The organism is Microbacterium salsuginis (genome assembly GCF_012524205.1).
Taxonomy (GTDB): domain Bacteria; phylum Actinomycetota; class Actinomycetes; order Actinomycetales; family Microbacteriaceae; genus Microbacterium; species Microbacterium salsuginis.
On record NZ_JABACI010000006.1, the window covers coordinates 23,409 to 47,435 of the forward strand.

Genomic DNA, 24,027 nt, shown 5'->3' on the forward strand with positions numbered 1-24,027 from the left:
CATTTCGCACGCCCTCGTGCGAGACACTGGGGCGATGGGTTTCACGCGCGCAGAGCTCGAGTCGCACCGCGGCCGAAGCGTGCCCGATCTCATGCCGAGCCATCCCGCCCTGGTCTTCGTGGGCATCAACCCGGGGCTGTGGACGGCGGCGACCGGTGTTCACTTCGCCCACCCCGGGAACCGCTTCTACCCGGCCCTTGTGGCGGCCGGAATCATCCCGCGGCTGCCTCGCATAGATGACGAAGGCCTGCCCGAGGCCGACCGGCGGATGTTCCTCGACGCCGGCATCGGCATCTCCAACGTGGTGCATCGCGCGACCGCCCGCGCCGACGAGCTCGCTCGGACGGAGCTGCGGGAAGGGGCGGACCGATTGGCTCAGGATGCCGCCCGCTGGCGTGCTCGCGTGGTCGCGGTCGTCGGGCTCACGGCCTACCGTCAGGGGTTCGGGCGCCCGCGTGCCACGGGCGGTCGTCAGCCCGAGACGCTGGCGGGTTCCGAGCTCTGGGTGGTGCCCAACCCCAGCGGGCTGAACGCGCATGACACCGTCGCGACCCTCGCAACGGCGTACGCCGCACCCGCGCGGGCGGCCGGGGTCATCGCATGAACGATGCCGTGAAGCCCGGTGCGGACACGGCGGTCTCAGGGCGGCCCCGCCGGACGGTTCGCACGCGTCGGATCGCGGCCATCATCCTCCTCGCCGGCGTGGTCGTCACGGGGCTCGCGGTGCATGGCCTGCTCCCCGATACTGCGGCGACCGATATCGCCGGTGACGCGCTCTACGCGGCGGCCGCGTACCTCGCTCTGGTCGTAATCGCGGCACGCCTTCCCGTCCTCGCGACCGGTGGCATCGCCGCGGCGTGGTGCGTGGGTGTCGAGTTGTTCCAGCTCACGGGGCTGCCGTCGGTGTGGGGCGCGAGCTTCGCACCGGCGACCCTGGTGTTCGGCACGGTGTTCGACGGTCGCGATCTCGTCGTCTATGTCGTCACGATCGCGACACTGACCGCGCTCGACTGGGCACTGGGCTTCGTCAACCCGGCGCGTCGGGCCTGATCCCGCGAGCACGCGCGACCATGCGCCCGCGCTGCGATGCCGGGAACCGGTCGAGCATCGCGCGAAGCTCGACCGCGTCGACGTCGGCGCCGAAGGCCTCTGCGCCGGGCTCGAGCTTGATGCCCTCGGCGAGCGGACCCGCGACCACCGGGTCGAAGCCGAAGGCGTCGACGAGACGTGCGACGATCGCGAGGTCGCCCGCGTCGTCACCGGCGATCGCGATGGCCTTGCGCCCGGAGGCGCCGGCCGGCCGCGCCTCGTCGTCCAGATCCCGATAGCCCATGTGGTTGAACGCCTTCACGACCCGCGAGCCGGCGAGGAAGCCCTGCACGATCTCGCTCGTCGAGGTGCGCAGGTCGGCGAAGTCGTCCCGGAGCCCGTCGACCTCCCACCAGTAGTTCATCGCGTCGATCACGAGCATGCCCCGGAGCGCCTCGACGGGGAGGTCGCGGTAGCGGGGGAGCGGGAGCGCAAGAACGACGGCATCCGACTCACGGACGACGACGGATGCCTCGGCCGCGGTCGCCGCCGGACCCAGCGCCGCGACCTGCGAGGCGATGCGTCCCGGGCTGCCGGAGCCGGCGACGAGGACGTGATACCCGGCATTCACGGCAAGACGCGCGAGCACGAGCCCTACCCTGCCGGCGCCGAGGATCCCGACGACGCGGATGCTCTCGTCGCCTGCGCCCACAGCGCCAGCGTAGCCCGACGAGCGGGCGTCACTGGAGCCGGCCAGCAGCCACACACCTCGGCCGCGAGGCCTGCGCGGTTGCGGCATCTGTCATCGCGACCGACCATGGACTCATGGGGGATGAATCGACAGCGAACGGCGCCCCCGCGACGGGGGATGCGGGCGGCGGCCGGCGGCGGGCCGTCTGGTGGGCGCTGGCCGGCGCAGCGGTCTTCCTGATCGCTGCCATCGTCGTGGGTGTGCTGCGCGGCGTTCCGGCGGACGAGGGCGCTGCGGCGACCCCATCACCGAGCGCGACAGCCACCACGACACCCACCCCCGCTCCGACGGCCTCGCCGACTCCGACCGTCGCAGGCTTCCCGCAGAACGCGAACCCGTACGATGTGTCGACGCTCCCGCAGGTGAACGTGTTCGCCGTGATCCCGTCGCTACCAGTCGATGACTCGCCCTTCGGTCCCACCACCGCGGAGCGCGCGGTCCCGCTCGGGGTCGGTGCGCCGGTCTGGGCCGATCCTCGCGGCGAGCCGGTGGCCTACCTGCCGCGCGAATACGCCTACGACGGCACGACGGTGCCGGTCATCGAGCGGCAGGAGCACTGGATCAAGGTGCTGCTGACGGGACGGCAGGCCATGCCGTCGCAGGGCAACCCGGCGCAGGTGGCGGGATGGCTGCGCGTCTCGGACGTCGAGGTCGCGCCGTCCACAGAGACCGTCGTGGTCAGCATCTCGGCCCGCACGATCGACATCGTCCGCAACGGCGTGGCCGAGCGGATCGCCGGAGACTTCGCGTGGGGCACCGACGCCACACCCACCCCCGTGGGTCGTGCGTTCATCATGACCACCCGCGTCGTGCCCGAGTACGGCTACACGCGCGGCCATCCGATCGTGTATCTGTCGGTGCAGTCGCCGACGCTGGACGGCTTCGGGGGAGCGGATGCCGCGGTCACCGCCTTCCACTATCACGACGATCGCTCGGGACCGATCTCGAACGGATGCCTCCGCGTCGACCCCGAGGCGATCACCAAGCTGTCGGCTCTCCCGCTCGGAACGCCGGTGATCGTGAACCCGTGAACCGGGCCCGTGGGCGCGGGTCACACGAACGGGCGCGAGGCATCGATGATCCGGCGTAGGCACACCAGCGCCGCCAGTTCGTCGGCGCTCTCCGACGCTGACGCCGGCAGGCGTTCGTCGATCGTCCGCTGGAACCCGTCGACGGCCGCCGTCGCGGCGTCCAGCCGGTCGGAGGCCTCGTCCGCGCCCAGCGGGGTTCCGACGATGTCGGCCACGCGGTGGATCGCGGCGGCCAGCGTTTCACGCTGAGCAGGCCCGAGGCTCGGACTGCGGCTCTCCTGCATCCTCAGCAGCAGATCGACGAGGTCACGCGTCAGGAACGACGTGCGTTCGAGCGCCGACATCCGCTGAGCGTTCTCCTGTTGCACCTCGCCGCGGACGCGACGGCCACGGGGGTTGCCGCGACTGCTCTCCTCGGCTTCGCGCACTTCGTCGCCGACGGCAGCGATGGTGTCTCCCAGTTCACCCAGGGCCGCTCCGAGCCGGTTCGCGTCCAGACCGCCGGCCGCGACCGCCTCGGCGAGCTCTTCGAGTCGTTCGGTGACGACGCTCCGCAGGGCCGACAGGCGCCCGCTCGCGCGCCTCAGGTACAGCGGTGGGAACACCAGCAGGTTGACCGCCAGCCCGACCACCACTCCGAAGGCCATCGTCACCAGGTACGAGATCGAGAATTCGTCTGCGTCGCTGCCGCCGAGGAGCAGCACGAAGAGCGCGGCGAGCGCGACCCAGTCGCCCCCCGCGCCCAGGCGCCGTATCCCGCCTGCCAGCACTCCGGCCGCGATCACGATGGCAAGTCCCACGCCGCCGGGGGCGCCTGCTCGGACGAGCAGCAGGCCGGCCAGTCCCAGTGCGATCCCCAGCCCGAGGCCCACAAGTGCCTCGAGACCCACGCGGGCCGACCGCGCCAGGGTCGGGTACATCGTGACCAGGGCGCCGAGCGGTGCGTAATACGAGTACTGGTCCTCCGCGAACGGGATGAACGGCGCGAGGTACCACGCGAGCACCGCGGCCAGAGCGGTCTTGCCTGCCAGCAGCAGCCGCGGCTGGTTCGCCACCTCCGACGTCCACTCGGCGACCCGCCGGCGGACGACGTGTGTGCGCTTCTCTGTCACGCTGCTCCTCTCGTCACAGGGGCCTTCGACGGCACAGATGGCGGGGCTCTCCCGCTACGGTAGGCGGTGCACCTGAGCGAACAGTCATCACCAGCCACGGTCACACGCGTGGCGACACCGGGCGGTTCTTCTCGGCCGCCGACGAAAGGAACATTTGATGCAGCAGCGCTCCCTCGGACGCACCGGTCGATCGGTCTCGGCGGTCGGGCTCGGAACGTGGCAGCTCGGAGCCGACTGGGGTGCGGTCAGCGAAGAGGACGCGACCGCGGTGCTCGCGGCATCCGTCGATCGCGGCGTGTCCCTCTTCGACACCGCCGACGTCTACGGCGACGGACGCAGCGAGACGATCATCGGCCGGTTCCTCGCGGAGCGGCCCGGTCATGGCATCTCGGTGGCCACCAAGATGGGCCGGCGGCTCGCGCAGGAGCCTGAGAATTACTCGCCCGACAACTTCCGGCAGTGGACCGATCGCTCGCGTCGCAACCTCGGTGTCGACACGCTCGACCTGGTGCAGCTGCACTGCCCGCCCACCGCGGTGATCGAGGATGCCGCCACCTATGACGCGCTCGACGCGCTCGTCGCCGACGGCGCCATCGCCGCCTACGGGGTGTCGGTCGAGACGTGTGCCCAGGCGCTCGCGGCGATCGCCCGCCCGAATGTCACGAACGTGCAGATCATCTTCAACCCGTTCCGGCTGAAGCCCCTCGACGAGGTGCTGCCGGCCGCCGCATCCGCCGGAGTGGCGATCTTCGCACGCGTGCCGCTCGCGTCGGGCCTTCTCTCTGGCCGCTACACATCGTCGACCACCTTCGCCGAGAACGACCACCGCACCTACAACCGCCACGGCGAGGCATTCGACCGCGGCGAGACGTTCTCGGGTGTCGACTACGAGACGGGACTGGATGCCGCGGCCGAGCTCGCCGCAGCGCTCCCGGCGGGAATCACCCTGCCCGCGGCCACGCTGGCGTGGATCGCGGCGCAGCCGGGCGTCACCAGCGTGATCCCCGGTGCGCGCAACGTGCGACAGGCGCAGTCCAACGCGGACGCCGCAGCCCTGCTCGAGGGCGGCTTCGACATCGGCGCGTTCGACGCCGTCGTGCGCGACGTGTACGACCGTCGCCTGCGCGAGGCGATCCACCCCCAGTGGTGAGCGCCGCCGGGGCGTCCGGCGCGTTTCGTCTCGCTCCGCTCGCTCAACGACCGAACCCTGCCGGTCGTTGAGCGAGCGAGGTACGAGCGAGACGAAACGCGTCCAGGGCGGCTACGGGGCGGGGTAGTCCACGACGTACTGCGGCGCGCCGGTGTTGGTGTTGTCGGCCTGGCCGCCGATGCCGTTCACGACGTGCTCGATGGTGCCGGCGCTCAGGTTCACCGTCACGATGTGGTGGAGCTGCACGCCGGGCGTCTGGGGCACCGAGAACCCGTTGGCCGTGACGATCGCCGGGTTGTTCTGGTTGAAGACGTACACGCCGGCGCCGTCGAGGCGGTGGGTCGTGACGTCGCCGGCGACCACGTAACCGGGGTATCCGAGCGTCCCGTCGGGCTGCGTCCAGTCCGCCTGCGTCGGCGGGTCGTACGGCAGCTCGTTCTGATAGAGCACCACGCGGCCGTTCTCGCCCTTCCACAGCGTGTTGTGCTGCTGGAAGTGCTCGACGAACAGGCCCGTCGCCGTGACGTCGTCGCCGGTGACGATGACGCCGTTCGTGCCGGTGTTGGTGTGCCATCGGTCGGTGTCGCCGTTGACGCCCTCGGTGAAGCCCTCGACGCCATGATCGCCGCGCCATACCCAGGTGTGGTCGATCAGCACGTTGTCGGCGTTGACCTCGAGCGCCGTCGTGGTCTTGCCGATGTGGGGCCCGCCGACGCGGAAGTACACGTCGCTGAGCGTGATCGGATTCTCGGCATCGAGCGGTTTGCCGCCGTCGGCCTTGCCGACGCGCACCAGCACGGGCGAGAGCTCGGCGCCGGCGTCGATCGTGACTCCGGCGACCACGATGCCCTCGGCATCCTTCACCTCCAGCGGAGTCGCACCGCCGACAGCCGTCAGCGTCGCGTGCCCGAGTCCGAGCACGACGGTGTCGGCGCGCTTGACCTCGATCGTGCGATCCACGTCGTAGACGCCGGGCGTGAGGATCAGGTGCTGACCTCGGGCCAGGGCGTTGTTGATGTCCTTCACCGAGTCGTCGGGCGTCGCGATGAAGAAGTCCGTGATCGGGATGCTGCGCCCGGCGGTCTCACCGTCGGCCCAGCTGATGCCGCGTGACTCGTGCTGCACGGCCGGCACGCGCACCTGGTAGCGACCGTCGTCGTCGACGTAGAGGTACGGCTTCTCGCGGCTGACGGGTGTCGAGTCGAGCGTCGTGTAAGGCGGGTTGGGGAAGGCGGCGTCATCGGGAGCGCCGACCACGCCCGAGAACACCTGGTTCCACACCGCGTTGGACCACCCGGCGACCTCGCTGTTGCGGATGAGCCACTGCTGCTGCGACCCGTTCGTCACCGAGGGCAGGCGCGAGTCGGCGATGAACCCGCCGCTCGCGTACTGCGGGCCCGCCGTGCAGTAGTCCATGAGCGACAGGTTGCCGCCTGACACGTCGAGCCGGCGCATCGAGACCGCCTGCGACACCGCCCAGAACTCGGCGCTGGCGCGGCAGCCGTCCTGGCCGGACTTGTCGATGTCGATCGAGAGGTTCGAGATCGTGCGCCAGAAGTTCACCAGCGCGAGGCAGTTCGCCGTGCCGCCGCCCTCGAGGCAGCGGTTGTACACCTCGACGGCGCCGTGGATCGTGACGTCCTCGGGTGAGGCGCCCAGGCCCGAGATCTCGGTGTAGTAGCCGACCTTGGCCTGGAGCGGCTGCTCGACGGAGCCGTACTGTCCGGGAAGGAAGTACACCGCCTGCCGGGCGGTGCTCATCTCAGCGTCGACCTGTTGCGCGTGCAGCGCATCGAGGTCGGCCTGAATCTGCGCCACGGGGGTGTCGGGACCGTAGATCGTGACGTTCGGCCCGAGATCCGGAGCGAACGGATCGACGGCTCGCGGTGGGGCGGCCATCGCGGGGGCAGCCAGCAGGGTGCCGGCGACGAGCGCGACGGCGCCGGCCACCGCGCCGAGACGCACGACGCGGCGGGCAGGGGGAGCGTGCATGGACGAGTCCTCTCCATCGAGGTGGTGACGCGGCGGATGCAGCGTTACTTACTGGACTGTAACCATTCGTGGGAGCGGTCTCAAGATCCAGTTCTCGTCCGTTCGAGGCGCTTCTCGCGTTCCTTCTGCTTGGCCTCCAGCGCGACCTGCTCGCCCTTCAGCGTCGACGCCGCGATCTGATCGAGCAGTCCCGAGCCCTTGTCGCGGAAGATCCGCCCGTACCGGATGCGGCTGAACACGTCGACCATGCGGGTCGAGAGGTAGCCGATCGCGATGCGGCCGAGCAGCCACGCGGCGGCGAAGCCGTTGGCCACACCGACGACCGCGGTCGCGATCATCACCGCCGTCGATCCGCTTGTCGCGGACCACACGATCATGGCCACGGTCGGAGCGACGCCGATCGAGGTCGCTATCAGCGCGATCCACACGTGCAACGCGATGTTGCCGTTGGCGTCGTTCGGTCCGACCCGGCGTCGCGGATCGACTCCCGGTGAGACGCCGACGGCCGAGGTCAGGATCGCGGCTCCGGCCGCGGCGCCCACCGTCGCCGGCAGCGCCGCGACGACGAAGGGGATGGCCCACCACGCCTGGGCGAGCAGGATGAACACGACCGAGACGAGGAGCGCACGCGGCAGGAAGACGAGAGCCATCGCCCACTGACGGCCGCGCACGTCGGCGCGGACCGACGACGCGCTCTCGCCCACGATGTTCTGCCACACCGCCGAACCGTCCTGGCCGTACAGGTTGCAGCCCGCCAGTGCGACCATGATGGCGACGATCACGCCCGCGAACGCGCCGGCGGGCGCGGTGTAGCCGCCGAGGAGCGCGAACACGCCGATGACGGCTCCCGTCCAGACCGCGGTGCTCGCCTCGAGTGCGCGCCACGGGTCCCGCCGCCACTGCCGCAGCTCCTTCATGACGACGGCGCCAGTGGGCGTGGCGGGAAGGATGCCGCCGCCGGCGACCAGCGACGTCGAGCGTGGTCGCCCCCGCCGGGCGGTGACTCGCTGCGAGCGCGGCACGAGCAGCGCGACCGTGCCGATGACGCACGCGACATCGAGCACCAGCAGTGCCGCGAGCAACGCGGCGGCCATGCCCCAGTCGCCCACCGCGGCGGACTCGACCGCGAGCACCGTCCACGAGGTCGGCAGCGCATCGAGCACGGCGGTGATCGGACCGGCCGGAAGACCGGTCTGCAGCAGCTGCGGGATCGACTGGAAGGCGACCGAGACGATCATCCAGCCCGCGAACATCGCGGCGAGGATGATGCCCCACTGCACCCCCGCGATCTCGATGCCCAGCCGCGTGCGCATCGCCGCACCCAGCGCGCCGTAGACCAGCCGCGAGAGCGCGATGACGAGGACCCACGTGAGAACTGCTCCGACCACGGCCACGATGATCGTCGCCGGGTCGAGGACCGCGGCGTGCCAGCTCACCGCCAGGAACGCCAGCAGCACGTAGGTCGCCGCCACACCCACGTACACCGTGGCCAGCAGCCCCCGCCCGAGCTGACTGCGCGACAGCGGGAGCAGCGAGAAGTAGTCGGCGCGGAGCACCCCGGCACCGCTCATCAGCACCGGCCCGAACATGCCGCCGACGAGCCACGTCGCGAAGACCAGCGTGAGGACGTCGTGACGGATGGCCGTGTCTGCGGCGAGGGCGGCCCCTGCCCACGTCGCCGCGACGAGAAGCGCGCCGATCACCCAGCCGGCGCGGCGCAGCCCCGCCGAGGAGTTGCGCAGCATCGCGAACTTGAGCGAGATCAGCCACCGATCCACGACAGCTCCTCCTCATCGAACTCGGGAGCGCCGACGAGCTCGACGAACCGGTCCTCGAGACTGGACCCTGCCCGCACCTCGTCGAGCGTGCCCTGCGCCAGCACTCGGCCGTGGGCGACGATCGCGACCCGGTCGCACAGCTGCTCGACCAAGGCCATGACGTGGCTCGAGATGATGACCGAGCCACCCGTCTCGGTGAATCGCCGCAGGATCCGGGTGAGCACGCGCGCACTCACCGGGTCGACCGCCTCGTACGGCTCGTCGAGCACCAGCACGCGCGGCGTGTGCAGCAAGGCGGTCGCCAGGCCGATCTTCTTGCGCATGCCGGTGGAGTACTCGCCGACCAGCGTGCCCAGGCGCTCGGCCTCGTCCAGCTCGAGGATGCGCAGCAGCTCTGCGGTGCGGGCCGCAACGGTCTCGGCCGGCATGCCACGGAAGCGTCCCCAGTAGGTGAGCAGCTCGCCGCCCGTCAGCCGCTCGGGAAGCGCAAGCCCGTCCGGAAGGACGCCCAGGCGCCGCTTGGATTCGACCGGATCGGACCACACGTCCAATCCCTGCACGAACGCCTTGCCGGACGAGGGCCGCAGCAGGCCGACGGCCATCGAGAGCGCCGTCGTCTTGCCGGCGCCGTTGGGCCCGACCACGCCGAAGAACGAGCCGACGGGAACGGTGAGGTCGATGTCGTCGACGGCGACCTTGTCGCCGAACTCTCGGCGCAGGGCGCGCATCTCCAGGGCCGGTGTGTCGTCGCGAGGTGCTGTCATGACTCCATTCCACGCCGGCAGAGCGTCGCGCGCGCCGGTCGATCGGCCAGACTCCGCGCCGATCGGCCAGGACAATACGGTCGAGCGGATGCCGCGGCATCCGTCGTCCGTATCATCGAGGCATGGCGACCTCTGCGACGTGGCGGCGGGTGGCCGAACGCTTGTCGCCCGCGGCGGGACGCACGCGCGGGGAATGGGTGACCGATTGCCTGCTGTTCGCGCTCGCTCTCCTTGTCGGCTGGGTGACGGCGAGCCCGAGCGCCTACCCGGAGGTCGGTGGATGGTGGTGGCCGTGGGACATCGCCCTGGGGGTCCTCTCGTCGGCCGCGATCTGGTGGACGCGGCGCTATCCCGTCGCGGTCGGCGTCCTGCTGATCGTGCCCGGCGCCGTGTCGATCACCGCGATGGTCGGCGCGCTGGTCGCGGTCTACCGGATGGGGCTGCTGGCGCCGATCCGCTGGGCGCTGCTGCTGACGACGCTGCACGTCCTCGCTGCTCTGCCGTACCACGCGGTCGCTCCGGTGCCGGGCATGACGTGGCTCGTGTGGCTCATCGTCGTGCCGCTCATGTACGCGCTCTCGCTGTGCATCGGCCTTCTCGGGCGGGCGCGGCGGCAGCTGATCGTCGGGCTGCGGGAGGAGGCGGCGCGCGACCGCGAGCGCTACGAGGAGCGTCTCGCGACGACGCAGCGCGACGAACGGGAGCGCATCGCACGAGAGATGCACGACGTGCTCGCGCATCGCATCTCGCTGCTGTCGATGCACGCAGGTGCATTGGAGTACCGCGCGCGCTCCCCGCATCCGCCCGATCCGATCGAGCTGCAGGAGTCGGCAGGCGTGATCCGTCAGAACGCCCAGGGAGCCGTCGAGGACCTGCGCGAGCTTCTCGGCTTGCTGCGCAGCGACGGCGAACTGGGCGCTGCGGCGCCGCAACCGCGCCTGACCGACCTGGACAGGCTGCTGGACGACGCCGCGGCTGCGGGGCAGCACGTCGATTTCGACAGCGACGCGCGGCCCGAGCGGCTGCGCGAGACCACGCAGCGCGCGGCGTACCGCGTGGTGCAGGAAGCGCTCACCAACGCCCGCAAGCACGCGCCGGCCGCGCCCGTCACGGTGCGGCTGCACCAGGACCGCGCGCAGTTGACCGTCACGACCTCCAACCCCGTCCCGCCGGGCATCACGCGCGGGGACGTGCCCGCCCAGGGCAACGGGTTGATCGGACTCGAGGAGCGGGTGCGGATCGAGGGCGGGTCGTTCCGCGCCGGAGTCGAGGACGGCGAGTTCCGTCTCGTCGCCGAGCTTCCGGCGGGCACGCGATGAGCGTGCGGGTGCTGCTCGTCGACGACGATCCGCTCGTGATCGCGGGCCTGCGGATGCTTCTCGCCGGCGACCCGCGGATCGACGTGGTCGGCGAGGCCGGCGACGGGCGTGAGCTGACCCCGTCGGTCGTCCGGGAGCGGCCCGATGTGGTCCTGCTCGACGTTCGCATGCCAGGGATGGACGGCGTAACGGCATTGCGCGAGCTGCGCGCGGCGGTCCGTGAGCAGCCCGCGGTCGTGATGCTCACGACCTTCGGTGCGGAGCCGATCGTGCTCGATGCACTGCGGGCCGGGGCATCCGGATTCCTTCTCAAGCACACGCCGCCCGACCAGATCATCGCCGCGATTCACGCGGCCGCCGCGGGCGAGTCGAGCGTGTCGCCGGTCGTGCTGCGCCAGCTGATCGATCACGTCGCCACAGAGGGTAGACCGGCCGCGGAGGATCCGCTCGAGGGACTGAGCGACCGCGAGCGCGAGGTCGCCCTGGCTGTCGCCGACGGGCTGGGCAACGCCGAGATCAGCGAGCGCCTCTACCTCTCGGTCGGCAGCGTCAAGGCTCACATCTCGTCGTCCCTGAGCAAGCTCGGCCTCGACAACCGCGTGCAGCTGGCCGTCGCCGCGCACGAGTCCCGCCGGCGCAGCGGACGGTGAGCGAACCCGAGACGACTCGAAATCGCGAGTCGGCAGGGCGCGCCGCCCACGTCGCAAGGCGGGAGTATCGTGTGGCTGTGCCCCTCGTCCCGCGCATCGTCGTCGTCATTCCGTGCCGCGACGACGCGGACTTCCTCGAGGAGTGCCTCGCCGCGCTCGATGCGCAGACGCACGCCGCAGATCAGGTGATCGTGGTCGACAACGGCAGCGCGGATGCCTCGGCCGACGTCGCGCGCCGCCACGGCGCGGTCGTGGTCACCGAGCCCGTGATCGGCATCTGGCCGGCTGCCGCGCGTGGCTATGACGAGGCGATGGGTGAGGCCGACATCATCGCCCGGCTCGACGCGGACTCGCGCCCGCACCCCGACTGGATCGCACGGCTGGTGCGCGCGTTCGTCGCGGACCCTTCGCTCGGCGTGCTGACCGGCAGTGCGGAGTTCTACGGCGGCTCTCCGCTCCAGAACTACCTGGGCGAGCGCTGGTACATCGGCGGCGGGCACTACTGGATCAAGAAATGGCTCGGCATCCCGCTCGTCTTCGGCTCGAACTTCGCGATGCGGACGGGCGTCTGGGAGCGGGTTCGGGAGCAGGTGGACCGCGGCAACGACCGAATCCACGACGATCTGGACCTCACGATCCGCCTTCGCGCCTCGGATGGCGTGCGTTACGACCCCCAGTTGAGGATGCCTGTCTCAGCACGGCCGGTGCAGACGTTGTCCGGTTTGTCGCGGCGCATCGCGAAGGTGGCGACGACGTTCGCGGTGAGCTGGCCAGAGGGCGCCGCGTGGCGTCGTCGCGAGGCGCCGGCCGAGGCCGATGCGGTCCCGAACTGGGAACCCGAGAGCGACGAATGGGCACCCCGCTACGGCGGCTGAACCGAGGGAGCGCGACATGCTGGAACTCACCGAAGAGGCGCTGGTTGCGGCATCCGTCGATACCGTGTGGGCGGACTTCACCGAGTCTCACCGGCTCGCCGAATGGATCTGGCCGCCGCGGTTCGAGACGACCGCTCTGGTCGAGCAGCGAGAGCTCGGGAGGTGGCACATCCGCTCGGATGTGGCCGAGCTCGCGGTGGAGGCCACCGTGCTGACGGTCGATCGGCCGAAGTCGCTGCGGCTCGCGTGGAAGTGGGCAGGTGAGGAGCACGCGACGGACGTCGAGATCACGCTCGCGGCCGCGGCAGACGGCGCCACGCGCGTGATCGTGCGGCACACGGGCTTCGTCTCGGCCGACGAGCGGGCGAGCCACATCGAGGGCTGGTCGAACTGCCTGCAGCGCTTGATCGACCGGTACGGCGGCACGCCCGGCGAGCATCTCTGACGCGCGAGTCGGACGTCTTGACTAGCCTCGCAGTGTGATCATCGAGTTCGAGTCCGACGTGTTCCGGTGGAGCGCGCGCGACGACATGGCCATGTACCTGACGGCGGTGCCGCCCGAGCTCGGCGAAGACATCCGCGAGATCCCTCGCCCCTACCGAGGGTTCGGAGCGGTCCGCGTGCGCGCACGCATCGGCAGGTCGGAATGGACGACCTCGATCTTCCCCGATTCGAAGAGCGGCTCGTACGTGCTTCCGCTCAAGAAATCGGTGCGGGATGCCGAGGGCATCGTCGAGGGTGGACCGGTGGTTGTCCGGATCGAAGTGCTCGACGCCTGAGGCGTTCCTCAGCAGTTTGCTCAACGTCCTGAGGAATCATTGATCGCATCTTGAGCGAGCTGGCTTGACTCGAGATGAGAGTTCTCTCATGATTGTCCGCGGGGGTTGGGAACATGCACTCGCATGGTTTCGATCGCCAGCCTGAACTGACTGGGCGACTGGGCGAAAACGCGGTCTGATCAGGGATGTCTTCTGTCATCCTTAGAGAAAGAGAACCGCAATGCGTTCCTTCGTGCGTAATTACATCCAGGCCGAGAAGGCCCGCCGTGAGGAGTCCGGTGAGGCCGGCTTCTCGCTCATCGAGCTCATCGTCGTCGTCGTGATCCTCGGCGTTCTCGCTGCCGTGGCGATCCCGATCTTCATGAGCCTTCAGGCAGACGCCGAGCGCAACGCTCTCGAGACCACCGCCGCGAACGGGGCGAGCCAGGCTGCCTCGGCGATCGCTCAAGACGGGCTGACAGGGTTCGACTTCGCGAACTTGAACAGCGACGACGTAACCGTTAACTGGGTTGGCACTGATCGGTCACTGGATGGGTTCTGCGTCTCGGCCGCGCGCGGAACTGCAACCTCGGGTGTCGACTTCGCCACCTCTGGCCCCGGCTGCCCGCCAGCGACTACCACTCCCTGATACCCGTTCCAGCGAACGATCGGCCAGGTCCGGGCCCGGGGGGCACCGGACCTGGCCGAACCATGATCGGCCGGGAGGTGATCACCGTGGCGCGCGACGATCAGGGCTTCAGCCTCGTCGAGGTCATCATCGCGATGTTCCTGCTCGCGGTCGTCGCTCTCGCCATCCTGCCGGCGCTGGTGCAGGGCGTACGACTCTCGTCCGAGCAGTCCGCGACGGCGACGGCGACGAGGGCATTGAACGCCCTGGTCGAGCGGGCCCGCGACAACCCGACGTGCGCGAACGTGGAAGCCGTCGCCGACCCACAGACCGTCGTCGACGGAGCCAGACGCGACATCCGCACCTCCGGCACCGTCGAAGGCTGTCCCGCGCGAGGGACGACGGTCACCCTGGAGCTCACCGCCGTCAGCCTGTCGGGAGACACCCTCAGCAAGGTGTCCGGGATCGTGTTCATCCCATGACCGACCGTTCAGCCACCGAGTCCGATGCCGGCATCACGCTGGTCGAGCTCATCATCTATGTGCTGGTCTCCAGCACCCTTCTTCTTGCGACGGCCATGATCCTCATCAACTCCGTGAACGCGCAGCGCGACGTGCTGAGCATGAGCGAGGCGACTGCGCGCGGCCAGGCGATGGGCGCTACGATCGAGCGCGCGCTGCGCAACGCGGTCGCGGTCGATGTGGCGACGGACCCAACAGGCGCCACGCTGCGCGTGCACACATCCCTCGCCGGCGCCCTGGAGTGTCAGGGATTCGTGTTCTCGGGCGGAGACGCACGCACGGCGTTGTCCGACTCCGCTCTCTCGGCGCCGTCGGGCTGGACGGTGTGGGAGAGCGGAATCCTGCCGAGCGGTGCTGAGGCATTCTTCACGCCTGACGACGCGGGCGTCGCCTACGCTTTCGAGATCGCGACGGATGCCGCGCCCGTTCGCATTGCCGGCGAGACTGCAACGCGCATCAACGTGTCGGCGGGGGTGACGGCGCCATGCTGGTGAGCCGCATCTGGCGTCGCGCCCGCACGACGGTCGACGACGACCGAGGGGCCATGCTCGTCACGATCATCGTGGTGATGCTCGTCGGCGTCATCGTGGCGAGCGCGGTCGCGGCATCCGTCGTCTTCACGATCCGGACGAACGTCGCGAACCAAGGCGACACGCAGGCCTTTGTCGCCGCCGAGTCCGGACGCGACGTGGCGGTCGGTCACCTCGCCGCGGCCATCGGCGACGACGGCTTGGACTGCACCCGCGTTCTCGCCACCGGCGCCAGCGTGACGGGGACGACTCCGCGGTACGAGTACGAGATCCGCAGCTCGATCAACGCTGATCGTCCGGCGTCGTGGGAGGAATTCACGCTCGACTGTCCTACGGAGTTCACCAGGTGGGTCGCCATCCGATCGACGGGCTGGGGTCTGCAGGGCTCGGACGCGACGGTCGACGCCGTCTACCCGTGGTATCACGGGCCGGCGACGCAGCCCGCGGGCACGCTCGCGTTCTTCGAGGGGGAGTTCAAGGCGACGAAGTCCACCTATCAGGGCGACCTGGTGATCCGCGACGTCGGGAACTACGCGTGTAACAACGGTTCGGGGATCGCGGTCGACGGCGACCTGTGGGTGCTCAACGGGGGACTGGAGCTGACCGGCGACTGCGTCGTGTCGGGGAGCGTCTACGTGCGGGGGCTCATCGACGTGAAAAACCACGGATTCCGCGTCGGAGGTGACGTCATCTCTGTGGACGGATCGATCCTGCTGACTGCGAACAGCGTCGAGATCGGCGGCGATATCCGTGCCGCCGGAGACATCGATACGAAGAACGGCTCGGGCATCGTGCACGGCACCTTCGCGACGTCCGGCGTCATGAAGAACCACAGCGCGACGCGGTGGAAGGACGAGGCGGGAGCGGGCGTTCCTGTTCTGCAGGGTCAGCCGCGGCCGGTGATCTCGCCGACTCTCGACCAGGTGTTCGACGCGACCCAGTGGATCGAGCTCACGAGCACGACGCCCTGGGCGACGGGCACCGATGTGGTGTACACGGGGGTCTGCTCTCGTGCTGCGCTCGAGGCGGTCCTGTCATCGACGGAGTCCTCGCGGGCGATCGTCGACATGTCGGCGTGCGCGGCCAGCGTCAGCGGGAAGAGCACGATCACGGTCGATCCCGGAAGCCCCCAGATGACCCGCGACGCGGTCATCGTGGTGCCGTCGACGTCGAACATGGACCTGAAGCTCGGCGGTCACCTGCGCAAGGCGGCCGGGGCCGGCAACCCCCAGTTGCTGATCGTGCACCTCGACGCCGACGGCACCGACATCAAGCCCACGTGCACCACCGGACCCGACAAGCTGGCCGTCGGTACGTCCATCAACCTGCGCGCCCTCATCTACAGCTCCTGCGGGATCAGCAACACGATCGCGCTCACGATGACGGGCCAGATCTACATGGGGAATGAGGGACTGCACCTGAACGCCGGCACCTTCACCTGCACCCCGATGAGCTGGGAGCCGGTCGTCGGCAACCTCGCCTGCGGAGTCAAGGGCGCCGGGGGCATCTTCGATCCGTCCGACACCGTGACGCGCCTCGAGCATCTCGCGTACCAGACGGAGCGCTGACCCATGACAGGACTCGGCACCCTCCTTCTCCTTGTGCTGGCGGGGGTCTTCGGGCTCGTCATCGGGTCGTTCCTCAACGTGGTCGTGTACCGCGTGCCGGCCGGCATCCCGCTGACGCGTGAGAGCCGCTGCCCGCAGTGCGATGCGCCGGTCAGGCCGTGGCAGAACGTCCCGGTCGTGTCGTGGCTGGCGCTGCGTGGCCGGTGTAGGAACTGCAAGACGCCGATCTCGGCCCGCTATCCGCTCGTCGAACTCGCGACGGGGATCGCCTTCGTCGGAGTCGTGTGGATGTTCCTCGACGCGTTCGGGCTCGCTCCGGCTGCTCAACGACCGGAGGCCGGCTGGGGCGCGCTCGCTGTGGTCATCGTCGCGTATCTGTACTTCGCCGCGATCAGCATCGCGCTGACGCTCATCGACCTCGACACGCATCGGCTGCCCAACGCCATCGTGCTGCCGAGCTATCTCGTCGCGGGCGTCCTGTTCGCGCTCGCGTGCGTGCTCGGGGCCGACTGGTGGGCGTTGGTGAGGGCGGCGATCGGCGGCGGCGGCCTGTACGCCTTCTACTTCATCCTGCGCCTCATCCGCCCCGGCGGCATGGGCGGCGGCGACGTCAAGCTCGCCGGCGTCGTCGGCATCTACCTCGCCTGGCTGGGCTGGGGGCCGCTCGTCGTCGGGGCGTTCGCAGCCTTCCTCCTCGGCGGCGTGTTCGGCCTCGCACTGCTGCTCGCGCGGCGCGCCGGGCGGCGATCGGCGATCCCGTTCGGGCCGTGGATGCTGGCCGGCGCGTGGGTGGGAATCGTCGCGGGCGACACGATCGCCCGCTGGTACATCGGATTCTTCGTCGCGTGATCCGCGGCGACATCATCGGAAAGGAATGGCCATGGCGCACACGATCGTCGGGCTCGAGATCACCGAAGAGGGCGTGAGAGCGGCCGAGGTGAGCACCGGACGCACTCCCGCGCTGATCGCGAGCGGCTCGGTTCCCCTTCCGCCGGGGGCTGCGAAGGACTCCGAGATCTTCGACGCGGATGCCGTGGCTCTTGCTCTGCGCCAGCTCTGGAGCCGCGCGGGCATCCGCGGGCGCCGCGTCGTGCTGGGTCTGGGCAGCCGCCGCATCCTGGTGCGCGAGCACACCGCGCCGGCTATGCGTCCCGACCTGCTGCGGCAGGCGCTGCCGTACCAGGTGCAGGATCTGCTGCCCGTGCCGCTGGAGCAGGCCGTGCTCGACTTCTACCCGGCATCGCAAGAGGGCGATCAGGTCAGCGGATTGCTGGTCGCCGCGGTCGCCGAGACTGTCGAGCAACTCATCGCGGCGGTGTCGAAGGCCAAGCTCACCGTCGACGTCGTCGACCTCGCGCCTTTCGGCCTCGCCCGGGCGGTCGCCCGCGTGTGCCCGCCGCACGAGGCGGTCGCCGCCTTCCATCTCGGTGACCACACCAGCTATGTGGTCGTCGTCGAGGCCGGCATCCCGCGCTTCGTCCGGATCATCCCGGTCGACATCGTCACCGGCGCCGTGCGGGCGCGCGAGCTCGCCGCGTTCGCCGAGCTCGCCGACGAGGCTCCCGTCGCGGTCGAAGAGGTGCTCGAGACGGTGCCGCCGTCCGATGCGCCGCCGGCTCGCCGCCTCCGCTCGGCCGCGCGCGTCGCGCGGCCCGTCGGAATGACGGAGTCCGCGGTCGTCGATCTGGCCGGGCGGCTGCGCAGCACCCTCGCCTTCTACGCCGACCGCTCGGGCGGCCAGCCCATCCGCCGTGTGCTCATCAGCGGCGCCGGCGCCGCAGCGCCCGGTGTCGCGCAGGCGCTCGCCGAGAGCCTTCCGGTGCCGGTCGATCACCTCGACGTCACTGCGCTCGTGACCGGCAAGAAGCTGCCGGCCGGCGAAGACGCGCTCAACCTCGTGGCGACAGTGGGTCTGGCGATGGGGGAGGCTCGCTGATGGCGACCGCGAACCCGGCAGTCCACGCGTGGGGCGGTGCACCGCGCGTCAACCTCATGCCGCGCGCCGAGACGGAACGCCGCCAGCGAGCGGGCCTCGCACGGCGCTGGATCGGGGCACTCGTGGCGGCGCTGCTGCTCGTGGCGACGGCATCCGGTCTCGCCTTCGCTCTGCAGATCTTCGCGGCGCAGCGCCTCGTGACCGAGCAGGCGCGCACCTCCTCGCTGCTCGGCCAGCTCGCCGAACTCGGCGATGTGCGGCAGGCGCTGGATCTCGAAGCCGATCTGCAGACGTTCCGTGCGGACGCAATGGCCACCGACCTGCGGTGGAGCCCGCTCATCGCGACCGTTCAGCAGCAGCTGCCCGTCGGTGTGTCCATCACCGGGTTCAGCCTGGCTCCCGGACCGGCCCCGCAGGGCGACGACCCGACCGCCGAAGAAGGTGTCTCGGGCACGCTCACGCTCAGCAGCGCGACGCCGACCGAGATCGTGCCGATCGTGCGGGCGCTGCGGCCGCTGCCGGGCGTCCTCGAGGCAGACGGTTGGCAGAGCACGGCCGAGCAGGACGCCTATTCGTACGAGATCCGCATCGCGCTCGACCAGTCGGTCTACACCGGCGCCTACGCGAAGGAGGAGAGCGAGTGAACATCCCGAAGCAGCTCATCAACCTCCTCGGTGCCGTGGTCGTCATCGGTGTCGTCGTCGCCGGGATCGCGCTGATCGCGCTGCCGATGTACGGATCGTCGCAGACGACGGATGCCTCCGCCCGTACGGTCGCGCAGACGAACGACGTCTACGACGTCCAGGTGCAGACGCTCGCCGCCGAGCGCGAGCGCATGGACGAGATCACCGCCGACCTCACAAGCCTGCGCCGCCAGATCGCTGCGATCCCGCAGCTCGACGACGTGTTCGAGATCGTGATCGCGTCGGCCGCCGACACCGGGGCGACCATCACGAGCGTGACGGCGAGCGATCCCGAGCCCTGGGCGCCCCGCGGTGGTGCCACAGACGACCCGACGGCGACGGCGCCGGCCGGCGTCGCCGACGAATCCGCGGCTGATGCGACCGTGCCGGCCGAGCTGGAGCCGACCGCGTCGGAAACGAATGCTCCCGACCCGGCTGCGACGGCGCCCACCGACGGCGCCACCGCCCCCTCGCCGACGCAGCAGGTACCCCTCACGATCGTCGTCGAACTTGCCGACGCCTCGCAGGCTGCCGCGTTCATCGACGCGCTCGGTCGCGGTCCGCGCCTGCTCGCGCCGATCGACGGCACACTCGCCGACGGCACTCTGACCGTGACCGCACTCGCCTTCATCCGCACCGAGGACTGACATGACCTACGACTCGAACGCCCTGCCCTCGATGCTCGCGACCGCCGGAACCGCGGGAGCATCCGACGTGCATCTGACTGCCAACCACCCGCCGCTCATGCGCGTGAAGGGCGACCTCGCAGCCATCCCCGGATTCGCCGAGCCGACCGGGACCAACTGGCTCGAAGGAGCGGTCGGCGGACTCATGACCAACGAGCAGATCGTGGAGTTCCGCGAGAGCGGCGAGGTCGACCTCTCGTACACGGTGCCCGGCGTCGCCCGCTTCCGTGTGAACGTCTTCCGCCAGCTCGGCGACGTCGCGGTCGCGCTGCGATTCATTCCCGACAAGGCGTTCTCGCTCGAGAAGCTGGGTGTGCCTGCGGTCGCGCGTGACCTCGTGCTCAAGCCGCGTGGACTCGTCCTCGTCACCGGTCCCACCGGCTCGGGCAAGTCGACCACGCTGACGGCGATGCTCGACATCGTCAACCGCACGCTGCCGGCGCACATCGTGACCGTCGAGGACCCGGTGGAATTCCAGCACACCAGCCGCACGTCGCTGATCCACCAGCGCGAGATCGGCAGCGACACGAAGTCCTTCGCCGAAGCGCTGCGCCGCGTGCTGCGCCAGGACCCTGACGTCATCCTGATCGGCGAGCTGCGTGATCCCGAGTCCATCTCCACCGCCCTGTCGGCGGCCGAGACCGGTCACCTCGTGCTGTCGACGCTGCACACGCAGAGCGCCGCCAAGTCGATCAACCGCATCGTGGATGCCTTCCCGCCCGACCAGCAGACGCAGGTGCGCACGCAGCTCGGCGACACGCTGCAGGGCATCATCAGCCAGACGCTCCTGCCGATGGCGCACAGCGACGGGCGCGTGATCGCCACCGAGGTGCTGATCAACACCCCCGCGATCGCGAACCTGATCCGCGAGGGCCAGGTGAGCCAGATCTACTCGATGCTGCAGGCCGGCGGCAGCCTGGGCATGCACACGCTCGACCAGGACCTGCGGCGGCTGGTCGAGGACGGCAGCCTCTCGATGGCACTCGCGAAGTCGTATGCCGCAGATCCGAAGTCCCTCGATGAGGCGCGGGTGCGGCCGAGAGAGCTGGACGCAGACGCCTGGTCGGTACACACGCCCGAGCCTGCGGCGTCGGGGTGGGGTCACTGATGGCTCTCGTCCAGGAGTACACCTATCGGGCCGTCGACGGCACCGGGGGAGCGATCGTCAAGGGCACGATCGAGGCTCCGAGCGAGGGCGCGGTCACGGCCAAGCTGCGGGCGCAGGGCATGACGCCCCTGCAGGTGGCGCCGGCATCCAAGACGGGCCTCAACCAGGAGATCTCGATCCCCGGCTTCGAGAAGCGCGTCAAGGTCGGCACGCTCGCCGTGTTCTCGAAGCAGATGGCAGGCCTCATCAATGCGGGTCTGCCGCTCATGCGAACCCTCAGCATCCTCATCGAGCAGGCGGAAGACAAGAAGCTGCAGCGCGCGCTCATCGGTGTGCACGCCGGTGTGGAGTCGGGCTCGTCGTTCTCAGCCGCACTCGCGGCCTACCCCGAGGTCTTCCCGCCGCTCATGATCAGCATGGTGCGGGTCGGCGAGATGGGCGGCTTCCTCGGGCAGTCGCTCGCCACCGTCGCCGAGACGTACCAGGGCGAATCCGAACTGCAGGGCAAGATCAAATCGGCGACGACCTACCCGATCATCGTGTTCGTCATCGCGATCCTCGGCGTCATCGCGATGGTCACGTTCGTCGTACCCATCTTCGAAGGCATGTTCACCAATCTCGGGTCCGAGCTGCCTGTGCCGACGCAGATCCTCGTCACACTTTCGAACAACATGATCTGGCTGCTCCCGGTGCTGATCATCGCCGGAATGGCGGGGTGGCTGTGGTGGGTGCGGAACCGTCGGTCGGACAAGGTGCGTCGCATCGTCGACCCGTGGAAGCTGAAGCTGCCGGTGATGGGACCTCTCGCGACGAAGATCGCCGTGGCGCGATTCACGCGGAGTCTGTCGATGATGCTCAACGCCGGCGTGCCGCTCGTGCAGGCGCTGTCGATCGTCGGCTCCGCCTCGAACAACTGGAAGATCGAGCAGGCGGTCCGCGAGATCCAGGAGTCGGTCAAGCAGGGGCGCTCGTTCTCGACGCCGCTGGCGAAAGCGGCCGTCTTCCCGCCGATGGTGGCACAGATGACCGCGGTGGGCGAGGAGTCCGGAACACTCGCCGACATGCTGGCGAGCATCGCAGATTTCTACGAGAACGAGGTCGAGACGGCGACGTCGCAGCTCACCGCCTCGATCGAGCCGATCCTCATCGTGGGCATCGGCATCATCATCGGCGGCATGGTCATCTCGCTCTATATGCCGATCTTCTCGATCTACGGCGAGCTGGGGCAGTCCGGGCAGTGAGTGAGGGCGTCAGACGGCGACGCGCATGATCTCGTCGACCGTCGTGACGCCCTGCGCCACCTTGCTGAAGCCGTCGTCCCGGAGGGGCACCATGCCTTCGGCCACGGCGAGCTGACGCATCTCGGTGCCGGTGGCGCCGGCCACGACGAGCTGCTCGAGACCCTCGCTCAGCGTCATGACCTCGTGGAGAGCGACGCGGCCCCGGTAACCAGTGCCCGAGCAGGCCGAGCAGCCCACTGCCCGGTACAGCTGGGGCAGGTCGCCCGGATCGTGCGGGAACCCGACCGACCGCAGCGCTTCGGCGCCCTCGACGTAGGGGGCGCGGCACTTCATGCACAGCCGCCGGGCGAGACGCTGCGCGACCACCGCCGACAGGGCGGTGCCGACGAGGAACGGCTCGCAGCCGATCTCGACCAAACGCGTCAGGGCGCTCGGCGCATCGTTGGTGTGCAGCGTCGAGAGCACGAGGTGACCGGTCAGAGCGGCCTCGATCGAGATGCGCGCTGTCTCGGAATCGCGGATCTCGCCGACGAGCACGACATCGGGGTCGGACCGGAGGATCGAGCGGAGTGCCGCCTGGAAGGTGAGTCCCGCGCGCTGGTTGACCTGCACCTGGCTGATGCCCTCGATGCGGTACTCGACGGGGTCCTCGACGGTGATGACGTTGATCTGCGGGCTGGCCACCGTGTTCACCGCGGTGTACAGGGTCGTGGACTTGCCCGACCCGGTCGGTCCGGTGACCAGGACCATTCCGTGCGGGCGCGTGATGGCGGTGCGGAACCGCTTCTCGTTGATCGTCGAGAACCGCAGCTGCGACATCTCCAGCGCACTGCTGGAGTTGTCGAGGATTCGCATGACGATCTTCTCGCCCCACACCGTCGGCAGCGTCGCGACGCGAAGATCGACCTGGCGGTCTTCGTGTCTGACCGAGAGCCGGCCGTCCTGCGGTCGCCGGCGCTCGGCGATGTCGACGTTGGCCATGATCTTGAGCCGCGAGATGACGCCGTCCTGGATCGCGCGGTCGGCGCGCTGCATCTCGTGGAGGACTCCGTCGATGCGGTACCGCACGATCAGCTGGCGCTCGCCCGGCTCGATGTGGATGTCGCTCGCACGGTCGCTGATCGCCTGCGTGATGAGCAGGTTCACGAAACGGACGATCGGCGCGTCGCCGGACTGATCCTCGAGCGATTCGGTACCCGCCGGTCCGGAGTCATCGGCAGCGCTCTCGCCGATCTGCTCCGACAGGTCGCTCAGCTCCTCGTCCGAGCGGAGGAATCGCCCGAACGCCGCGGCGAGCGCATCGGCGGCGACCACGACCGGAACGACGTTGAGGTCGGTCGCGGTCGCAAGGTCGTCGAGGGCGATGAGATCGCTCGGATCGAGCATGCCGATGGTGAGCTGGCGTCGACCCCGCGTGATGGGAATGACCTGGTACCGCCGGCAGAGCGCGGCGGGCACGAGCGCGATGATGTCGGCGTCGAGCGCGGTCGCGCCCAGGTCGACGAACGGGCGCCCCGTCTGCTCGGCGATCGCCTGCGCGATCTGAGTCTCGGTGGCCAGCCGTGCAGTGACGATCTCGTGCCGCAGTTCCGCGCCGTCGCCGGCGCGAGCGACGAGATCCGACATCTCGTCGGCGTCGACGACGCCGGTCTGCACCAGCGTCTGCGCGAGTCCTCTCACCGGCCCACCCTTCCACGCTCATCCTAGGTTCTGAGCGCATCCGGGGTCCTGGGAAAGCGGTCTGATCAGGCGTGACCCGGCCCCGATCTTGAGCCTTTCCTTGGGAAACGCCGTCGCGAGGCGCATTGACATTCGCTCGTCGGGGGGTCCATGCTCAGCAGCGGGAGGGGATTCACGCAATGCGCGTGTGTCTCAAACCCAGCTCTGACCGAGTTGGGATATTGAAACTGGGGTATG

At 69.6% G+C, this 24,027-nt stretch carries 25 protein-coding genes; 19 read left to right on the forward strand and 6 right to left on the reverse strand.

Going from position 1 to position 24,027, the window contains the following annotated elements; translation table 11 throughout:
• The first annotated feature begins 34 nt into the window (after positions 1-34).
• Positions 35-604: a mismatch-specific DNA-glycosylase gene (locus HF576_RS18795; protein ID WP_168914378.1), complete on the forward strand. Its 570-nt coding sequence runs from the start codon at positions 35-37 to the stop codon at positions 602-604.
• Complete coding sequence (locus HF576_RS18800) at positions 601-1,050, forward strand: DUF2809 domain-containing protein (protein WP_168914379.1); 450 nt, start codon at positions 601-603, stop codon at positions 1,048-1,050. Before HF576_RS18795 ends, HF576_RS18800 begins: the two co-directional genes overlap by 4 nt.
• Here HF576_RS18800 and HF576_RS18805 read toward each other — a convergent pair.
• Positions 1,028-1,741: an NADPH-dependent F420 reductase gene (locus HF576_RS18805; RefSeq protein ID WP_343234350.1), complete on the reverse strand. Its 714-nt coding sequence runs from the start codon at positions 1,739-1,741 to the stop codon at positions 1,028-1,030. The genes HF576_RS18800 and HF576_RS18805 overlap by 23 nt on opposite strands.
• A gap of 113 nt (positions 1,742-1,854) precedes the next feature.
• On the opposite strand from HF576_RS18805, the gene HF576_RS18810 reads away from it, so the two are divergent.
• Positions 1,855-2,811 carry a L,D-transpeptidase gene (locus tag HF576_RS18810; protein ID WP_240949046.1) on the forward strand — a complete coding sequence of 319 codons (957 nt, stop codon included), beginning with the start codon at positions 1,855-1,857 and terminating at the stop codon, positions 2,809-2,811.
• 20 nt (positions 2,812-2,831) lie between these two features.
• Here HF576_RS18810 and HF576_RS18815 read toward each other — a convergent pair whose 3' ends face one another.
• A complete protein-coding gene (locus HF576_RS18815) occupies positions 2,832-3,923 on the reverse strand; it encodes an aromatic acid exporter family protein (RefSeq protein WP_168914381.1) in 1,092 nt (363 codons plus the stop codon).
• Between the two features lie 157 nt (positions 3,924-4,080).
• On the opposite strand from HF576_RS18815, the gene HF576_RS18820 reads away from it, so the two are divergent.
• Complete coding sequence (locus HF576_RS18820; RefSeq protein WP_168914382.1) at positions 4,081-5,073, forward strand: aldo/keto reductase; 993 nt, start codon at positions 4,081-4,083, stop codon at positions 5,071-5,073.
• A 111-nt stretch (positions 5,074-5,184) separates the two neighbouring features.
• Here HF576_RS18820 and HF576_RS18825 read toward each other — a convergent pair whose 3' ends face one another.
• The 3 genes from HF576_RS18825 to HF576_RS18835 all read right to left on the reverse strand — a co-directional run bounded on the left by HF576_RS18825 (position 5,185) and on the right by HF576_RS18835 (position 9,607).
• On the reverse strand, positions 5,185-7,065 hold the full coding sequence (locus HF576_RS18825) for a glycosyl hydrolase family 28-related protein (protein WP_168914383.1): 1,881 nt from the start codon (positions 7,063-7,065) through the stop codon (positions 5,185-5,187).
• Between the two features lie 80 nt (positions 7,066-7,145).
• Entirely contained in the window at positions 7,146-8,843 is a 1,698-nt protein-coding gene (locus HF576_RS18830) for a hypothetical protein (RefSeq protein WP_168914384.1), read from the reverse strand.
• Positions 8,828-9,607 (reverse strand): ABC transporter ATP-binding protein, encoded by a 780-nt coding sequence (locus HF576_RS18835; protein WP_168914385.1) that lies wholly within the window; start codon positions 9,605-9,607, stop codon positions 8,828-8,830. The genes HF576_RS18830 and HF576_RS18835 overlap by 16 nt, the downstream gene beginning before the upstream one ends.
• Before the next feature lie 122 nt (positions 9,608-9,729).
• Here HF576_RS18835 and HF576_RS18840 point away from each other — a divergent pair, with 122 nt between their 5' ends.
• From HF576_RS18840 to HF576_RS18910, 15 genes are all read left to right on the forward strand, one after another.
• Positions 9,730-10,926, forward strand: coding sequence for a sensor histidine kinase (locus HF576_RS18840; RefSeq protein ID WP_168914386.1), 1,197 nt, complete (start codon positions 9,730-9,732; stop codon positions 10,924-10,926).
• Positions 10,923-11,576 (forward strand): response regulator, encoded by a 654-nt coding sequence (locus tag HF576_RS18845; protein WP_168914387.1) that lies wholly within the window; start codon positions 10,923-10,925, stop codon positions 11,574-11,576. The genes HF576_RS18840 and HF576_RS18845 overlap by 4 nt, the downstream gene beginning before the upstream one ends.
• Positions 11,577-11,653: 77 nt before the next feature.
• Positions 11,654-12,451, forward strand: a complete 798-nt coding sequence (locus tag HF576_RS18850) for a glycosyltransferase (protein WP_168914388.1) — start codon at positions 11,654-11,656, stop codon at positions 12,449-12,451.
• A 16-nt stretch (positions 12,452-12,467) separates the two neighbouring features.
• Positions 12,468-12,896 carry an SRPBCC family protein gene (locus tag HF576_RS18855; RefSeq protein WP_168914389.1) on the forward strand — a complete coding sequence of 143 codons (429 nt, stop codon included), beginning with the start codon at positions 12,468-12,470 and terminating at the stop codon, positions 12,894-12,896.
• Positions 12,897-12,930: 34 nt separating this feature from the next.
• On the forward strand, positions 12,931-13,230 hold the full coding sequence (locus tag HF576_RS18860; RefSeq protein WP_168914390.1) for a DUF1905 domain-containing protein: 300 nt from the start codon (positions 12,931-12,933) through the stop codon (positions 13,228-13,230).
• Positions 13,231-13,450: 220 nt separating this feature from the next.
• Positions 13,451-13,858, forward strand: coding sequence for a prepilin-type N-terminal cleavage/methylation domain-containing protein (locus HF576_RS20655; protein WP_168914391.1), 408 nt, complete (start codon positions 13,451-13,453; stop codon positions 13,856-13,858).
• An 86-nt stretch (positions 13,859-13,944) separates the two neighbouring features.
• Positions 13,945-14,319, forward strand: coding sequence for a prepilin-type N-terminal cleavage/methylation domain-containing protein (locus HF576_RS18870; RefSeq protein ID WP_168914392.1), 375 nt, complete (start codon positions 13,945-13,947; stop codon positions 14,317-14,319).
• Complete coding sequence (locus HF576_RS18875; RefSeq protein ID WP_168914393.1) at positions 14,316-14,852, forward strand: type IV pilus modification PilV family protein; 537 nt, start codon at positions 14,316-14,318, stop codon at positions 14,850-14,852. Before HF576_RS18870 ends, HF576_RS18875 begins: the two co-directional genes overlap by 4 nt.
• Complete coding sequence (locus HF576_RS18880; RefSeq protein WP_168914394.1) at positions 14,849-16,456, forward strand: hypothetical protein; 1,608 nt, start codon at positions 14,849-14,851, stop codon at positions 16,454-16,456. Before HF576_RS18875 ends, HF576_RS18880 begins: the two co-directional genes overlap by 4 nt.
• A 3-nt stretch (positions 16,457-16,459) precedes the next feature.
• A complete protein-coding gene (locus HF576_RS18885; protein ID WP_168914395.1) occupies positions 16,460-17,305 on the forward strand; it encodes a prepilin peptidase in 846 nt (281 codons plus the stop codon).
• A 31-nt stretch (positions 17,306-17,336) separates the two neighbouring features.
• The gene (pilM, locus tag HF576_RS18890; RefSeq protein ID WP_168914396.1) at positions 17,337-18,392 is read left to right on the forward strand and encodes a pilus assembly protein PilM; all 1,056 of its coding nucleotides are present in this window, start codon (positions 17,337-17,339) and stop codon (positions 18,390-18,392) included.
• A complete protein-coding gene (locus HF576_RS18895) occupies positions 18,392-19,036 on the forward strand; it encodes a hypothetical protein (protein ID WP_168914397.1) in 645 nt (214 codons plus the stop codon). Before pilM ends, HF576_RS18895 begins: the two co-directional genes overlap by 1 nt.
• On the forward strand, positions 19,033-19,722 hold the full coding sequence (locus HF576_RS18900) for a hypothetical protein (RefSeq protein WP_168914398.1): 690 nt from the start codon (positions 19,033-19,035) through the stop codon (positions 19,720-19,722). The genes HF576_RS18895 and HF576_RS18900 overlap by 4 nt, the downstream gene beginning before the upstream one ends.
• A gap of 1 nt (position 19,723) precedes the next feature.
• A complete protein-coding gene (locus HF576_RS18905; RefSeq protein ID WP_168914399.1) occupies positions 19,724-20,869 on the forward strand; it encodes a type IV pilus twitching motility protein PilT in 1,146 nt (381 codons plus the stop codon).
• Positions 20,869-22,110 carry a type II secretion system F family protein gene (locus HF576_RS18910; RefSeq protein WP_168914400.1) on the forward strand — a complete coding sequence of 414 codons (1,242 nt, stop codon included), beginning with the start codon at positions 20,869-20,871 and terminating at the stop codon, positions 22,108-22,110. Before HF576_RS18905 ends, HF576_RS18910 begins: the two co-directional genes overlap by 1 nt.
• A gap of 9 nt (positions 22,111-22,119) precedes the next feature.
• On the opposite strand, the gene HF576_RS18915 is transcribed toward HF576_RS18910, so the two are convergent.
• On the reverse strand, positions 22,120-23,790 hold the full coding sequence (locus tag HF576_RS18915; RefSeq protein WP_343234351.1) for a GspE/PulE family protein: 1,671 nt from the start codon (positions 23,788-23,790) through the stop codon (positions 22,120-22,122).
• Positions 23,791-24,027 lie beyond the last annotated feature (237 nt).

Coding starts and splice junctions, on each gene's coding strand:
- HF576_RS18820 (WP_168914382.1), top strand. CDS start 4,081: ATGCAGCAGCGCTCCCTCGGACGCACCGGTCGATCGGTCTCGGCGGTC.
- HF576_RS18885 (WP_168914395.1), top strand. CDS start 16,460: ATGACAGGACTCGGCACCCTCCTTCTCCTTGTGCTGGCGGGGGTCTTC.
- HF576_RS18910 (WP_168914400.1), top strand. CDS start 20,869: ATGGCTCTCGTCCAGGAGTACACCTATCGGGCCGTCGACGGCACCGGG.
- HF576_RS18875 (WP_168914393.1), top strand. CDS start 14,316: ATGACCGACCGTTCAGCCACCGAGTCCGATGCCGGCATCACGCTGGTC.
- HF576_RS20655 (WP_168914391.1), top strand. CDS start 13,451: ATGCGTTCCTTCGTGCGTAATTACATCCAGGCCGAGAAGGCCCGCCGT.
- HF576_RS18810 (WP_240949046.1), top strand. CDS start 1,855: ATGGGGGATGAATCGACAGCGAACGGCGCCCCCGCGACGGGGGATGCG.
- HF576_RS18795 (WP_168914378.1), top strand. CDS start 35: ATGGGTTTCACGCGCGCAGAGCTCGAGTCGCACCGCGGCCGAAGCGTG.
- HF576_RS18895 (WP_168914397.1), top strand. CDS start 18,392: ATGGCGACCGCGAACCCGGCAGTCCACGCGTGGGGCGGTGCACCGCGC.
- HF576_RS18845 (WP_168914387.1), top strand. CDS start 10,923: ATGAGCGTGCGGGTGCTGCTCGTCGACGACGATCCGCTCGTGATCGCG.
- HF576_RS18855 (WP_168914389.1), top strand. CDS start 12,468: ATGCTGGAACTCACCGAAGAGGCGCTGGTTGCGGCATCCGTCGATACC.
- HF576_RS18800 (WP_168914379.1), top strand. CDS start 601: ATGAACGATGCCGTGAAGCCCGGTGCGGACACGGCGGTCTCAGGGCGG.
- HF576_RS18840 (WP_168914386.1), top strand. CDS start 9,730: ATGGCGACCTCTGCGACGTGGCGGCGGGTGGCCGAACGCTTGTCGCCC.
- HF576_RS18835 (WP_168914385.1), bottom strand. CDS start 9,607: ATGACAGCACCTCGCGACGACACACCGGCCCTGGAGATGCGCGCCCTG.
- pilM (WP_168914396.1), top strand. CDS start 17,337: ATGGCGCACACGATCGTCGGGCTCGAGATCACCGAAGAGGGCGTGAGA.
- HF576_RS18905 (WP_168914399.1), top strand. CDS start 19,724: ATGACCTACGACTCGAACGCCCTGCCCTCGATGCTCGCGACCGCCGGA.
- HF576_RS18825 (WP_168914383.1), bottom strand. CDS start 7,065: ATGCACGCTCCCCCTGCCCGCCGCGTCGTGCGTCTCGGCGCGGTGGCC.